Origin of the sequence: Opitutus sp., from assembly GCA_024998815.1 — a bacterium.
Classification (GTDB): Bacteria; Verrucomicrobiota; Verrucomicrobiia; order Opitutales; family Opitutaceae; genus Rariglobus.
Window position 1 is genome coordinate 1,692,615 of sequence record JACEUQ010000001.1, and the last position, 14,369, is coordinate 1,706,983.

The 14,369-nt window shown below is 44.7% G+C and carries 19 protein-coding genes; 1 reads left to right on the forward strand and 18 read right to left on the reverse strand.

The window, feature by feature from the left end; all coding sequences use genetic code 11:
* Window positions 1–555: 555 nt before the first annotated feature.
* The 18 genes from H2170_07510 to H2170_07595 form a co-directional block, all read right to left on the reverse strand.
* Entirely contained in the window at window positions 556–774 is a 219-nt protein-coding gene (locus H2170_07510; GenBank protein MCS6299937.1) for a hypothetical protein, read from the reverse strand.
* Window positions 775–1,030: 256 nt separating this feature from the next.
* On the reverse strand, window positions 1,031–1,363 hold the full coding sequence (locus H2170_07515; GenBank protein ID MCS6299938.1) for a hypothetical protein: 333 nt from the start codon (window positions 1,361–1,363) through the stop codon (window positions 1,031–1,033).
* A 633-nt stretch (window positions 1,364–1,996) separates the two neighbouring features.
* A complete protein-coding gene (locus H2170_07520; protein ID MCS6299939.1) occupies window positions 1,997–2,257 on the reverse strand; it encodes a hypothetical protein in 261 nt (86 codons plus the stop codon).
* A 145-nt stretch (window positions 2,258–2,402) separates the two neighbouring features.
* Window positions 2,403–2,753 carry a hypothetical protein gene (locus H2170_07525; protein MCS6299940.1) on the reverse strand — a complete coding sequence of 117 codons (351 nt, stop codon included), beginning with the start codon at window positions 2,751–2,753 and terminating at the stop codon, window positions 2,403–2,405.
* A gap of 112 nt (window positions 2,754–2,865) precedes the next feature.
* On the reverse strand, window positions 2,866–3,270 hold the full coding sequence (locus tag H2170_07530) for a hypothetical protein (protein ID MCS6299941.1): 405 nt from the start codon (window positions 3,268–3,270) through the stop codon (window positions 2,866–2,868).
* 197 nt (window positions 3,271–3,467) lie between these two features.
* Window positions 3,468–3,881 (reverse strand): hypothetical protein, encoded by a 414-nt coding sequence (locus tag H2170_07535; protein ID MCS6299942.1) that lies wholly within the window; start codon window positions 3,879–3,881, stop codon window positions 3,468–3,470.
* A 1,304-nt stretch (window positions 3,882–5,185) separates the two neighbouring features.
* A complete protein-coding gene (locus H2170_07540) occupies window positions 5,186–5,788 on the reverse strand; it encodes a pyridoxamine 5'-phosphate oxidase family protein (protein ID MCS6299943.1) in 603 nt (200 codons plus the stop codon).
* 561 nt (window positions 5,789–6,349) lie between these two features.
* Window positions 6,350–6,736 carry a hypothetical protein gene (locus H2170_07545; protein ID MCS6299944.1) on the reverse strand — a complete coding sequence of 129 codons (387 nt, stop codon included), beginning with the start codon at window positions 6,734–6,736 and terminating at the stop codon, window positions 6,350–6,352.
* A 175-nt stretch (window positions 6,737–6,911) separates the two neighbouring features.
* A complete protein-coding gene (locus H2170_07550) occupies window positions 6,912–7,325 on the reverse strand; it encodes a DUF3592 domain-containing protein (protein MCS6299945.1) in 414 nt (137 codons plus the stop codon).
* A 317-nt stretch (window positions 7,326–7,642) separates the two neighbouring features.
* Window positions 7,643–7,915: a hypothetical protein gene (locus tag H2170_07555; protein MCS6299946.1), complete on the reverse strand. Its 273-nt coding sequence runs from the start codon at window positions 7,913–7,915 to the stop codon at window positions 7,643–7,645.
* Window positions 7,916–8,040: 125 nt separating this feature from the next.
* Entirely contained in the window at window positions 8,041–8,391 is a 351-nt protein-coding gene (locus H2170_07560; protein MCS6299947.1) for a hypothetical protein, read from the reverse strand.
* Window positions 8,392–8,584: 193 nt separating this feature from the next.
* Entirely contained in the window at window positions 8,585–8,803 is a 219-nt protein-coding gene (locus tag H2170_07565; protein ID MCS6299948.1) for a hypothetical protein, read from the reverse strand.
* A 762-nt stretch (window positions 8,804–9,565) separates the two neighbouring features.
* Window positions 9,566–10,030: a hypothetical protein gene (locus H2170_07570; protein MCS6299949.1), complete on the reverse strand. Its 465-nt coding sequence runs from the start codon at window positions 10,028–10,030 to the stop codon at window positions 9,566–9,568.
* Between the two features lie 357 nt (window positions 10,031–10,387).
* On the reverse strand, window positions 10,388–10,702 hold the full coding sequence (locus H2170_07575) for a hypothetical protein (protein ID MCS6299950.1): 315 nt from the start codon (window positions 10,700–10,702) through the stop codon (window positions 10,388–10,390).
* Window positions 10,703–11,078: 376 nt separating this feature from the next.
* Entirely contained in the window at window positions 11,079–11,750 is a 672-nt protein-coding gene (locus H2170_07580; protein ID MCS6299951.1) for a CPBP family intramembrane metalloprotease, read from the reverse strand.
* Window positions 11,751–11,869: 119 nt separating this feature from the next.
* Window positions 11,870–12,247, reverse strand: a complete 378-nt coding sequence (locus tag H2170_07585; GenBank protein MCS6299952.1) for a hypothetical protein — start codon at window positions 12,245–12,247, stop codon at window positions 11,870–11,872.
* A 123-nt stretch (window positions 12,248–12,370) separates the two neighbouring features.
* A complete protein-coding gene (locus tag H2170_07590; protein ID MCS6299953.1) occupies window positions 12,371–13,015 on the reverse strand; it encodes a hypothetical protein in 645 nt (214 codons plus the stop codon).
* Entirely contained in the window at window positions 13,012–13,209 is a 198-nt protein-coding gene (locus tag H2170_07595; protein ID MCS6299954.1) for a helix-turn-helix domain-containing protein, read from the reverse strand. Before H2170_07595 ends, H2170_07590 begins: the two co-directional genes overlap by 4 nt.
* A gap of 201 nt (window positions 13,210–13,410) precedes the next feature.
* On the opposite strand from H2170_07595, the gene H2170_07600 reads away from it, so the two are divergent.
* Window positions 13,411–14,316 carry a site-specific DNA-methyltransferase gene (locus H2170_07600; GenBank protein ID MCS6299955.1) on the forward strand — a complete coding sequence of 302 codons (906 nt, stop codon included), beginning with the start codon at window positions 13,411–13,413 and terminating at the stop codon, window positions 14,314–14,316.
* The last annotated feature ends 53 nt before the right edge of the window (window positions 14,317–14,369 follow it).

Here is a 14,369-nt window from a genome sequence, read left to right on the forward strand (position 1 = left end):
TGCTCGGAGCATAATCCGTGACAAGCATGCTCATTCGCTGTAGCGCCTGGTTCGGCTCAGTAGCTTGGGTTTCTGAATTCTGTGAATGCATTGATTCTGAAGTTTGGCTATCGCTTAAAAATAAACCTTATCGCGTCCCAAATTCCGGCGTATTTCTGATTACGGCCAATATAATTTTCAAGAACGTAAAACAAGTAATAATAAAACCTGCAAAAACCCCAAATCGTAGTGGCCAACAGAAAAGCGGTACGAAAATTTTGGCTTTCGAATAAAATCGTCCCGCCCGCCAAAAGGCCGATAAGCAAAAACAGAAAACTTTTCGCGTGAAGCAATGGCTTACTTTTGATGTCACGAAATAGGCTCATAATTTTGCCGAACGTTTAAGCTCAGCGATGAACGTGCTTGGCGCGGAGCGTGCTGCTCGGAGCACGATCCGTGACAAGCATGTTCATTCGCTGTAGCGCCTGGTTCGGCTCAGTACTGCTTGGGTTTCTGGCTCCAGAGATATTCATACGCAATGGTTCGGCTCAGTGGTTTATATTTCAGAGTAGTGATTCATTCACCAATTAAATCGGGATTATTGTTTCGGTTCTGGCGCTCGGAAATAATGTCCCAATGACCTTCCTGCGACAAATAAATATCACAAGCGTTCCGGCGAATAAACTCATCGACCGGCAAACCTTCTACGAGAGGAATCTTCCATCGCTTGAGCTTCCCATTAACAAAACATTTCTCAATCCGATAATCTTTGTTTTTAATTTGTTTCTTCTTCATGTGTCGCAGGCACGTGAAACTGGATTAGGTAAAATCTTTAGGGAGTAAAACGTAGGCTTCGTACGGGCATTCTAAAAACTAGTCGATTAGTTTTGATATTCGAATGCACCGTGTCGCGCACCAATGTCTTTAATTTTGCCGAACGCTCAAGCTCAGCGATGAAGAGGAATGGCGCGACCTGTGCGGCTCGGAGCACAGGGCGTGACAGTCCTCGGAATTCGCTGTAGCGCTTTGTTCGGCTCAGTTTTCATTTTCATTACGCTCGAAATATAATATATCCACCCCCAGCGCCTTTCCGGCGTTCCGAAATAGGAATATACACTGTTTTCGGCTCTCCTTCTTTATGAACAATCTTCGACAATTTATCAATTATCTCATTTTCCCCTTCTGCCTCTTCATTATGACGCTCTTTTATAGCGCGGAGGGTATCAAGGTGGGATTCCTCCATCTTTGCGATCTTCTGAGTAAGTTCAGAGTTTTTTGTTTTGATGTCTGCGTTTTGGCGATGCGCCTTGACCAACAGAAGCGCCTCAGTGAATGCGATAAGGATAAAGCCGCCGCAAAGGCTAATTAGAAGTTGTTCGCTCATGGTTTTATATTGCCGAACGTTTAAGCTCAGCGATAGACGCGCTTGGCGCGGTTCATGCGGCTCGGAGCATGAACCGTGACAAGCGTGGCTATTCGCTGTAGCGCTTGGTTCGGCTCAGTAGTTTGAGTTTCTGTGGATGGCTTCGCCCCGTTACGTACCGCTTTAAGCAACATTTGAGCCATATTTGGGATTAAAAAAACTTAAATCTGTAAATTGACCAGTCTTAATTCGCAGCTCCGCTGCACTTTCAGCAATTTCTATAAACTATGCCGGAAATTCAGCATCGGCCTCCGGACGCCATGGAGACTAGATCTACAAACGGAGTTCGGATTTTAAAACAAACGAAGTCCATACCTGAATAATAATACGCTATTCCGAAACCGGTTATTTTTGCCGAACGTTAAAGCTCAGCGACGGAGTGGCTTGGCGCGGAGTGTGCTGCTCGGAGCACAATCCGTGACAAGCCATTCCGTTCGCTGTAGCGCCTGGTTCGGCGATTGAGGGTTTGGGTTTCTGGCTCCAGAGATATTCATTCGCGCTTGGTGTTTGATGATCGCTGTAAAACTGAAATCGCCACGAATAAACTATTTCTGAACATGCAATCGACGAGTAAATATTCAAAGATTACACATTTCAAACTGCAACAGAAAGCGATTGACGAAGAGTAAACAAAACAGCGTCGGGCAAGGCGTCATCTGGCAAAATAGCGTACTTCGGCTGACGAACTCTAAGTCGTGCCACATATCGTGAAATAAGAGATTTCAGCTCAGCTTGATCACTCTCATGTTTCTCACGCAAAAACGGTTCTTCGCCTACCATCATCATGGCGGTGTTAACCATGTCATAAATTTCTGAAATATCATGCGTCATATTTAGTTTAGAGTTTACGGGCACTATGATTAAATCGATTTACTGGCATTATTTTTGCCGAACGTTTAAGCTCAGCGATGAAGTGCGTTGGCGCGGAGCGTGCTGCTCGGAGCACGATCCGTGACAATGCACTTCATTCGCTGTAGCGCCTGGTTCGGCTGTATAGTTTTCATTTCAGTGATTCGAAAATTTCGGTAACTACAACTTCGCCAACTTTCCTGGTTCCCTCGCAAACCCAAAATTCAGTTCCGATTCGAATATTCTGGCGATGAACTTCATTTCGTAATTCATCACTCAATATTGTGAAATCTGCATGTGACGAATTCGGAACTTCGGATTGTTCGGGCAATTCGTGGAATGAGGCATCCAAAAAGCGCGGCCAGATCATAAAAAGACCATCGACATCATTTTTATAGGCCAAATCAGGGCGATAACCTTGGCGAACTAAACTTTTCCTTCCGCCATCTTTCTCCGAAATAAAACTCACGCGTCCACGAAAATCAGAAGAAGGTCGTTTCATATTATTTTTGCCGAACGTTTAAGCTCAGCGATGAACGCGCTTGGCGCGGAGCGTGCTGCTCGGAGCACGATCCGTGACAAGCGCGTTCATTCGCTGTAGCGCCTGGTTCGGCTCATTTTGTATCTTTTCTGTATGCATCTAAATCCGTTGTTCCCGAGTAAAGGTGGCGAATAAAACTATTCCGTTCATGCCAGATAATATCCAAATCCCAGACGCAAAATGAATACTTCGTCAAGTCTTCAACCCAAACATCAGGCTCTTTCACTGACACACTCACGAAAAGCTCATTATTATTCCGCCACCAACCAACAATTAAATATTCGCAAGTGGCACCGTCATGCAAAATAGCGAATCCAGGCGTGGCGGAATCTATTTTCTTCTGGGACTTCACGAAAGCCAACCTATCCTGATAACGACTAGCATCAACTTCGGCTCCGCTTGCAGAAATAGTGTAGAGTTTAAGCCCATCAGCATCGAATGTTGGCGAAAGCGAAGAAGTTTTGCGTGGCTTATACATTGGTTATTTCTGCCGAACGTTTAAGCTCAGCGATGAACGTGCTTGGCGCGGAGCGTGCTGCTCGGAGCACGATCCGTGACAAGCATGTTCATTCGCTGTAGCGCCTGGTTCGGCTCAGTAAGGTTTGAGTTTCTGGCTCCAGAGATATTCATGCGCATTTGATCGCAGTGGTTTCAGTATTCCGAAGAAAAACGCAATCAACGGCTATTGATTATGGCCTCAATATTTTCAGGCGACAAAAAAACTGCGGCTAAAACCGACCTCATCTTAGCCGGACTAGAATGACACGCGTCAAATTCATCCATCAACCCCATATGGCAAAGGCGCTCATTGACCGTCATTCCACCAACTTCCTTTCTGTAAGATTCCTTAAATTCCGACCATGCAGCATAAAGATTATTATATACAAACGAATCTTCCATCCACGGGTCAGAAATCAACTTCTCAAATGTCGATAATTTATGGCGCATGGTGCCATATTTCGATAAAGAATCCTTAATATCTCGCAGAAAATTGATCTGCCTCGAGATCAAATCACGATCAGCTGATGATGCGACCATTTTTGAGCAGTCTACAAAAACCTCGATTGTCTTGTCGATGACTTGGTTCATGTTTTTGCCGAACGTTTAAGCTCAGCGATGAACTGCGTTGGCGCAGAGCGTGCTGCTCGGAGCACGATCTGTGACAATGCAGTTCATTCGCTGTAGCGCCTGGTTCGGCTGTATAGTTTTTCGGTTTCTGGGTCCAGAGGTATTCATGCGCTATAAAGGCTGGTTCGGCACAGTTTTCTTCTCCCAGAGCCGGGAATATCTGAGCACCTGTCCACTGCTGGAAATCTCCATCTCCACAATCTCCCCATAACTATTACCGGGATAATCTGCGCACGCGCGGACGATCCAATTCTTCTCGGTCTTTTTCTTTGGATAGAGCGCGTCCGAGTCTTTATCGCTGAGAACGAAACTCCATCCAAGTCGGCCTTCCCTTGTTCGGATTTCGCTTTGCGCTGCGGCTCTTACTACGGGCCAGCTGGAATCTTGCTTGAGCGCCTTCCACTCCACGAGCGATTCAGATGTGCTGCATCCCCAGGTTAGCAACAAGACGAGTGCGAGGAGTGGAGCGTATGCGTGCATGATTTCTTTTGCCGAACGTTTAAGCTCAGCGATAGACGCGCTTGGCGCGGTTCATGCGGCTCGGAGCATGAACCGTGACAAGCGTGGCTATTCGCTGTAGCGCTTGGTTCGGCTCAGTAGTTTGAGTTTCTGTGGATGGCTTCGCCCCGTTACGTACCGCTTTAAGCAACATTTGAGCCATATTTGGGATTAAAAAAACTTAAATCTGTAAATTGACCAGTCTTAATTCGCAGCTCCGCTGCACTTTCAGCAATTTCTATAAACTATGCCGGAAATTCAGCATCGGCCTCCGGACGCCATGGAGACTAGATCTACAAACGGAGTTCGGATTTTAAAACAAACGAAGTCCATACCTGAATAATAATACGCTATTCCGAAACCGGTTATTTTTGCCGAACGTTGTGTAGTTGTAAGAAAGTCAAGATAGGCAGGTTTTAAACCGGCCTATCTGAAAAAAAGTGGACTTTTTGTAGATTAGAAGTCCTTCTATGTCAAGCACTCGAATTGTTGCTTGCACCGAAAAACGGGCTTTGGGCGGCTCCTGCCGCAACTGAAAAAAAACGAACACGATTTCCGTTAATTCTGCCGAACGTTTAAGCTCAGCGATGAACGTGCTTGGCGCGGAGCGTGCTGCTCGGAGCACGATCCGTGACAAGCATGTTCATTCGCTGTAGCGCCTGGTTCGGCTCAGTAAGGTTTGGGTTTCTGGCACCAGAGATATTCATATGCATTGGTTCGGCTGCATAGGTTTAGATTCTTCTTTGCGTCTAATTTCAATCGCAAAATTAACCATTAACGCCAAAGTAATCGCCACCTTTATGAATACTATTGTCCGTGCCCCAGTGAATTTTCTTATCAAGCTTAGCCAAAAGTGGAACATGCTTTGAACAATGAATATATGCCTCCAATACAGAAACCTTAATCCAGCGTTCCGGCTTTCGCACACCCTTAGCTTTTAAATCCGACAATACAGAATCGGGTAAATTAGTGAGAACCAAAAGTTGATCATTTTCTAGGATTTGAGCTGTACCATTAACATGCAATCCAACTGTACTCTCAAAAAAATCGATAAACATCATTCCGATATGATTATTTTCCATTATATTGCCAATACTAGCCATCACTCCATTACCACGATACTCAGGATATATTAATGTTTTTTCGTCAAGAACACGAATAAAACCAGGCAAGCCTGCACGAAATGAACTATCACATTCTCCAGATGCATCTGAAGTTGCAATAAAAACCATTTCTTGGCGCAATATAAAATCCTTCATTGCCTGATTCAAAGAATCAAGCATTTGCTTATCATAAAAAGCTAGTGCTCTTTTGGTAGTAGAGTATAAACTTTGGGCCATTTTTTCGCCATTCGAACGAGGTGAAAACATTTTTTTAATGATATTACATTACGATGACTGGATAATTCTGCCGAACGTTAAAGCTCAGCGATAGACGCGCTTGGCGCGGTTTGTGCGGCTCGGAGCACAAACCGTGACAAGCGCGTCTATTCGCTGTAGCGCTTGGTTCGGCTCAGTAGGTTCGAGTTTCAGAATTCCGTTGGTATTCATTGCCGAAGTTTGAGTTAGACGTTAAAAAACTGAAAATAATCGCTTTACGAGGTTTTTTTGCGGCTCCGCCGCACTTTCGGCAAACGATAAAAACTGGTCTTAAATTTCTGCATCGGCCTCCGGACGCCGTGGAGACGCGATCCACAAACGGAGTTCCGATTTCAAAACTAAAAGAAGTCCAAACCCGAATAAAAATACGCTAATCCGAAACAGTATAATTTTGCCGAACGTTAAAACTCAGCGATGGCGAGGCTTGGCGCGGAGCATGCTGCTCGGAGCATGATCCGTGACAAGCCTCGCCATTCGCTGTAGCGCCTGGTTCGGCTGTATAGTTTTTGATTTCTGACTCCAGAGATATTCATTCGCGCTGGTTCGCCAACTTCATCGTCCGTTGAGCCTAATAATGTGGCCCAACTTATCCTGATCTATAAGTGACAACATGGCGGCATCGATTTGCAGGGAGTGCATTACTTCGATCGAATAATCGAGTGACTTGGAATCGCCTGCCGACTGCCACAAAGAAACCCGCTTTAAAATTCTGCGAGGGGCGATTCCGGCAATTCTAGCTTTACGATAATGAACCAATAGAATGCCGAGAGTTTCCAGATGCGAACGCGTGAGTTCGTCAGACTGCTGGGTAAGCAAGTCGGCGGTGCGTGCAATAGCTATTTCGAGCTCCTCCAAGTTAAGGGCTGAACATAATTTGATTAGGTAGCGAACCTTTTCGACTACTTTATGGGTATGCTGAATTGTCTCCTCGTTTGTCATAATATTTTTGCCGAACGTTTAAGCTCAGCGATAGACTGCGTTGGCGCGGAGTGTGCTGCTCGGAGCACAATCCGTGACAATGCAGTCTATTCGCTGTAGCGCCTGGTTCGGCTCAGTAAGGATTGGGTTTCTGGTTCCAGAGATATTCATACGCGTTGGTTCGTCTCCGGTTTCATCAATCGAAGAACATCGGTAATGAGAAGACTGCGAAGGCTACCGATAGCATCAAAGCAAAAGTGATTCCAACGAGATGCTTGTATGGATGAAATCCGGAAAATAACTCCGCCATATCGGGGCTCTCCGGCAAATAGATCACCGTGACCTTCTCTGGATGAATAAACTGATCTGTCTTCTTTGAAATGAGCGAACGAAACTGACGAATAGAGCCATCGGAATCACGAAAACGAACGACCGGGTAAGATGCGCGATACCTGACGCCATGAAGCTCCTCCCCGATGATCTCGCCGTCAGTGCGCACACCGGCACGCAAGAAGCGCAACACCCTACGCGCCTCAATCACCGTCATCGCAGTGAAAGCTATTGGTGCCAAGATTAGCGCAAGAGCGCCTATTGTTAGTGCCGCGTTCATTTTTGCCGAACGTTTAAGCTCAGCGATAGCCTGCGTTGGCGCGGAGCATGCTGCTCGGAGCATGATCCGTGACAATGCAGGCTATTCGCTGTAGCGCCTGGTTCGGCTCAGTACTGATTGGGCTTCTGGCTCCAGAGATATTCATACGCCAATGTTTGTGTGTATATTAAAAAACTGAAACCAATCGCATTACGAGTTTTTTTTAGCGGCTCCGCCGCACTTTGGATAAACGATACAAACGGGGTTTTATTTCTGCATCGGCCTCCGGACGCCGTATCGACTTTCGCACGCAAATGACAAAAACCACGAGATCTACATCATAAATCACTATAGTCACTTGGATTCAATAATGGCCGATCATCAATACTTGCCGCAAATGATTGCCCCATTTGCTTCTCCACCGACTCTAATCGATGCGCATAAGAAATGCCCGAAAATTCGCGCAAGCACTGTTCTGTTTTCTCCTTGGGCCAACCAACCGCCTCGCCAAGAAGAACAACAAGTGTCTCAAGTGCATCGCATCGGGCGTTTACTTTCATCATTGAAAGCGAAAGATTCTTGGCAATTTCAGGGTATTTATCTTCGGTCATTAGTTTATTTTTGCCGAACGTTTAAGCTCAGCGATGAAGTGCGTTGGCGCGGAGCGTGCTGCTCGGAGCACGATCCGTGACAATGCACTTCATTCGCTGTAGCGCCTGGTTCGGCTGTATAGTTTTCATTTCAGTGATTCGAAAATTTCGGTAACTACAACTTCGCCAACTTTCCTGGTTCCCTCGCAAACCCAAAATTCAGTTCCGATTCGAATATTCTGGCGATGAACTTCATTTCGTAATTCATCACTCAATATTGTGAAATCTGCATGTGACGAATTCGGAACTTCGGATTGTTCGGGCAATTCGTGGAATGAGGCATCCAAAAAGCGCGGCCAGATCATAAAAAGACCATCGACATCATTTTTATAGGCCAAATCAGGGCGATAACCTTGGCGAACTAAACTTTTCCTTCCGCCATCTTTCTCCGAAATAAAACTCACGCGTCCACGAAAATCAGAAGAAGGTCGTTTCATATTATTTTTGCCGAACGTTTAAGCTCAGCGATGAACGTGCTTGGCGCGGAGCGTGCTGCTCGGAGCACGATCCGTGACAAGCATGTTCATTCGCTGTAGCGCCTGGTTCGGCTCAGTACTGCTTGGGTTTCTGGCTCCAGAGATATTCATACGCAATGGTTCGGCTCAGTGGTTTATATTTCAGAGTAGTGATTCATTCACCAATTAAATCGGGATTATTGTTTCGGTTCTGGCGCTCGGAAATAATGTCCCAATGACCTTCCTGCGACAAATAAATATCACAAGCGTTCCGGCGAATAAACTCATCGACCGGCAAACCTTCTACGAGAGGAATCTTCCATCGCTTGAGCTTCCCATTAACAAAACATTTCTCAATCCGATAATCTTTGTTTTTAATTTGTTTCTTCTTCATGTGTCGCAGGCACGTGAAACTGGATTAGGTAAAATCTTTAGGGAGTAAAACGTAGGCTTCGTACGGGCATTCTAAAAACTAGTCGATTAGTTTTGATATTCGAATGCACCGTGTCGCGCACCAATGTCTTTAATTTTGCCGAACGTTTAAGCTCAGCGATGAGCGTGCTTGGCGCGGAGTATGCTGCTCGGAGCATAATCCGTGACAAGCATGCTCATTCGCTGTAGCGCCTGGTTCGGCTCAGTAGCTTGGGTTTCTGAATTCTGTGAATGCATTGATTCTGAAGTTTGGCTATCGCTTAAAAATAAACCTTATCGCGTCCCAAATTCCGGCGTATTTCTGATTACGGCCAATATAATTTTCAAGAACGTAAAACAAGTAATAATAAAACCTGCAAAAACCCCAAATCGTAGTGGCCAACAGAAAAGCGGTACGAAAATTTTGGCTTTCGAATAAAATCGTCCCGCCCGCCAAAAGGCCGATAAGCAAAAACAGAAAACCTTTCGCGTGAAGCAATGGCTTACTTTTGATGTCACGAAATAGGCTCATAATTTTGCCGAACGTTAAAGCTCAGCGATGAACGTGCTTGGCGCGGAGTGTGCTGCTCGGAGCACGATCCGTGACAAGCACGTTCATTCGCTGTAGCGCCTGGTTCGGCTCTGTGGTTTCGATTTCGGAGTCATCCGCAAAAACGAAAAGGGCCAGCCATTCCAATCATAACACGCTTGAAACTCTGGCCCTAAGCGGGATCTAGTTACAATATTACGAATCAAGAACCGCTCCGCTTGGTATAGAAAATAGCAATATTGGGGGGACAAATTGAACACTACGCACAGGGAACCGATATTGATTCATAATCTCCCCCGTTATAACCCAGCGCTTGCAACCGGCATCAATAAGATAGACTGGACTCGTGCCAAAACCGCAAGCTAGAATCGCGCCATCTGAGATTGGTAAGGCTTCGGGTATCTTATCTATGTCAATATCTCTTATGATATCAGCCGTACTCTTACCGAATAGATTTTCGTATGTGCCCATTGATGGAATGAGGCGGCGATAACCATTATCTATCAACCAAACTTTTGGGTTGTCGTCACCAGGAAGCTTAACGCGTTTACCATTAAGGTCTGGTCTCGGTTTTTGGACAAATAGCTCAGGAGGAGACTTCCGATTCGAGGAAATTCCTTCCGTTGTTTTAGATGCATTTGGATTAGACGTTTTTTTCATATTAATTTAGTATTATTGCGGGGAAATTATATTACAAAATGCGCCGATAGATTTTTTCTTTCTTTGCCGAACGTTTAAGCTCAGCGATGAACGTGCTTGGTGCTAATAATTAGAATGCAAGCGGCCTCGGGCACCAGTCAATAACCAGTCGATATTGTTACGTTACGGAAACAAATGCAAATCCGTCTATTTTGCCGAACGTTTAAGCTCAGCGACGAACGTGCTTGGCGCGGAGTGTGCTGCTCGGAGTACAATCCGTGACAAGCATGTTCGTTCGCTGTAGCGCTTGGTTCGGCTCAGTACGGTTTGGGTTTCTGGCTCCAGAGATATTCATACGCAAAAATTTATAAATTGAGCTTATGGCTTCATTATTTTAGTAAGATCTATAAAACGATCCGCACCAAATAATTCGCAGTAGGGTAATTTCGACAACTCAAATCGCAATCGTCCTCGGTCAACAGGAACATGCGTCTTTGCCTCTAAACATAAATGGGCCAGAAGTGTTGAACCAACTAATCGAATAACATCTACCTCCTGAATTCCCTGCGCCAATAACCGAGAATAATGGATTCCGATTTCAGGCAAGGCGGGATCTAAGCGACTTTTGGCAACAATGCTGGCGATAAATGCATTAAACTGCTGCAAATCGTCTTTCTTTAATTTTTTACTCACAAAAAATTGGGGGGTTAAGTTTCAATATTACTAACGATTACAATGTGTTTTTAGTCATTCTTGCCGAACGTTGTGTAGGTGGAAGAAAGTAAACATAGGCAGGCTTTAAACCGACCTATCTGGAAAAAAGTAGACTTTTTGTAGATTAGGCTAACTTCTACCTCAAGCCCAAAATCTGGAAGTTGAGCTATAAATGAGCTTTGCGGCTCCTGCCGCCATCAAAACCCATCGAAGACGAATTTCGGCGGTTTTTGGTTATTTTTGCCGAACGTTTAAGCTCAGCGATGAACTGCGTTGGCGCGGAGCGTGCTGCTCGGAGCACGATCCGTGACAATGCAGTTCATTCGCTGTAGCGCTTGGTTGGGCTCAGTGGTTTTCATCCGAAAACGATAATATCAGTAATGGTGTGAGCAATCATTAACACCGTGATGTTGGGGTACAAAACATAAAAAATTGATGAGAAAACACCAACCGCAAACGTAGGAACCAAATTCTGAATTCCGCCTTCCCAATGAATAACAGAAAACAGAAAAGATGAAACAATCACGAAAAGAAAACTAGCGCTAAAGCCAAAACCAAAAAAACGACGAACAAATGACCTAAAAAAAAGCTCCTCTACAACTCCAGCCGTAAGTGAAAACCACAGTAAAACAAAAAATCCGGCCAAACCACCGCGCGGAATTAGTGAGCCATAATTAAACCCATTTGCTAAATAATTAACACTGAAAACCAACTTCGACCAAGCCTGAACACCCACATAAACGTGATAAAACAGAAAGATGGCAGCAGAACAAAAAAGCAAATACTGAATCCACTGAGAGACTGAACACGGCAATGAAAATCCTAGATCCTTAAAATTACCACCGCGCTTTGAAAAAACATACAAAGTCACCAAAGGAACCAATAACCAAGTAAATAAATCCACAGACCAATATAAAACCGGCGAATCCACCAGCAATGGATTGTAAAAACCGTTCAATAAGAGCAAAGAAAATAAGGGTAGAAATAAGCCCAACCAGAAACCAAAATTAAATCGAAGGGTTTCCATATTTTTGCCCAACGTTCAAGCTCAGCGATGACCGTGCTTGGCGCGGAGTATGCTGCTCGGAGCATAATCCGTGACAAGCATGGTCATTCGCTGTAGCGCCTGGTTCGGCTCTGTGGTTTTCATTTGATCCAGCGAATTGCCAGCTTCGTTTCTTTTTCTGGATATATAATTATCCAATTTTCTCCAGGCTTATTGATTATAAAATCAGACTCCGTAAATTTGGTAATAGGAGACAATTTTTTATCCTCCAGCTCTACATACCCTTCAAGCCACACTGTAGCGATTCGTCCGTGAATCTTTCCGTCCGATTTCTTTTCAAGCTCAATTCGGTAGCCAGCGTAAAGATTAGAATCCGGAATTTTGTCCGTCTTAACGAATGCAGTCTTTCCCGCTTCGAGTTTTTTGTTTCCGACGTCTTTTATTTCGATAGTATCCGCCATTGTGGCGACGGCGCTTATCAGTGAAGCAAATAATGCAATTTTTACTTTGTAATTCATGGCTTTATTTTGCCGAACGTTTAAGCTCAGCGATGAACGTGCTTGGCGCGGAGCGTGCTGCTCGGAGCACGATCCGTGACAAGCACGTTCATTCGCTGTAGCGCCTGGTTGGGCTCCGTGGTTTTATATTTCAAAACTACGCAATAATCCTGTAAGCGACGAATTCCAATGGCCTTCATTTATTGCCGTAGGAATTGGCTGCATTATTTCAATAAGTTCTTTGCTTCCACGCCGGGGCACTAAATTTTGCGTAAGGCAATATGCAAACTTACGCCAGTCGCGCGTTCCAGGCCATAGACAAACAGCTATCAAATGAAAATCCGTGAACTTGTATGGTCTAGTTGACTGTCCATCAGCACCTTTCCCACTTCTCGTCTTCTGAACCTCAACAATCCAGTTACCATTCTTAATTTTAACGGAACCCTTTTCAACCCTCTGGTTCTTTACTTGAATAGAAACCTTCATCCCGAGACTATTTTCAATGAGTGCATCATATGGCAAATCAGTAGCCGACACATCACTCAATCTCCAATCAGTATTTTCCAACTGTTCAGGCAATACCTCTTTAATAAAAACAGATTCAGCAATAATACCTCGCACTCCCCGTTTCGTTAAATCAGATGAGCGTGAGATAGCATCCAAAATAATTTCGGCATTTATATCAAACTCAACCTCTAACTGATGGCGCGGTAGCGCCGACAATACTAACTTTCTTTTCTTAGGAGAAAGCTTTAGCAACTGCTCCTGCAATACCTCTATTTCTTTCATTTTTTATTTGGTTTTCGTCCTGCGGGATTCGGTTCGAAAGCCAAAACATCAGCCTTAGAAACGAAAATATGCCCGCCAAAAGAGAAAGTGCGAAGGCGCTTAGCCTGAACTAATTTCGAAATAGCCTGCCGTGAAACATCGCGCAAACGAGCTGCCTCTGATTGACTTATCCAATTTTCTGGGTCCTCAATCATGCTCAATTCAATAATTGGTTGACAGTGTCAACTTTTTGGGTTGTGCTTGCCTTATCCGATAAACCCTAAAATTTACAAAAAATGAAAACGTCGAAGTCACAACACAGCAAAGACCGCAATCAAGGTGGTTTAGACCTTTTTGACCCGCAGAAAGCAAGCCCGGATTTGATAGCCCAATCAATTCCATGGCTCGATGATGTAATGGGTTCCAAGCCAGGCTATAAGACCAAACTTGGCACCGCCGTAGTTGGAGACTCACTCGAACTCCTCGCAGCCATCCCATCTAACTCCGTAAACTTAGTCGTTACTTCACCACCATACGCACTTCACTTTAAAAAAGCGTATGGCAATGCCGATAAACATAATTACGTGGAGTGGTTTTTGCCTTTCGCAAAAGAAATTCACCGAATTCTAACAGACGATGGATCATTCGTTTTAAATATAGGCGGAAGCTACAACCAAGGATCGCCAACTAAATCACTATATCAATTCCATCTATTGATCGCGCTTGTAGAGCAAGTGGGGTTTCATTTAGCCCAAGATTGCTTCTGGTATAATCCAGCCAAAATGCCTGTTCCTGCTGAGTGGGTAACGATACGCAGAATCAGAATAAAAGACTCGGTAGAATACGTGTGGTGGCTTAGTAAAACCAAAAACCCAAAAGCATCGAATCGCCGAGTGCTAAAAGAATATAGTCCAGACATGCTAAGATTGGCCGAACGTGACAAAATAGCTACTCAACGCCCATCTGGACATGTGATAAACGAAAGCTGGAAAGATACAACGGCTAAGGGCGCAATCCCTTCAAATGTAGTAGAATCCATGGATGATGAAGCACCCGATTCGATGCTTAAAATGGGAAATAATTCAGCAAATGATAAATACACGCTCAGATGCAAAGAGGCTGGCGTAACAATTCATCCGGCACGTTTCCCCGCTGCGCTACCCGAATTTTTCATCAAGCTGACAACAGAACCAGGCGATTTAGTAATCGATCCATTTTCAGGCTCAAACACAACAGGCTCAGTATGTGAAAAACTTGGAAGAACCTGGAAGTCGTTTGAGCTAAATGAAGAATACGTTAGAGGCGGAATATACCGGTTCTAATTTTTGCCCAACGTTAAAGCTGAGCCATGGAGAGGGTTGGCGCGATGAGTGGC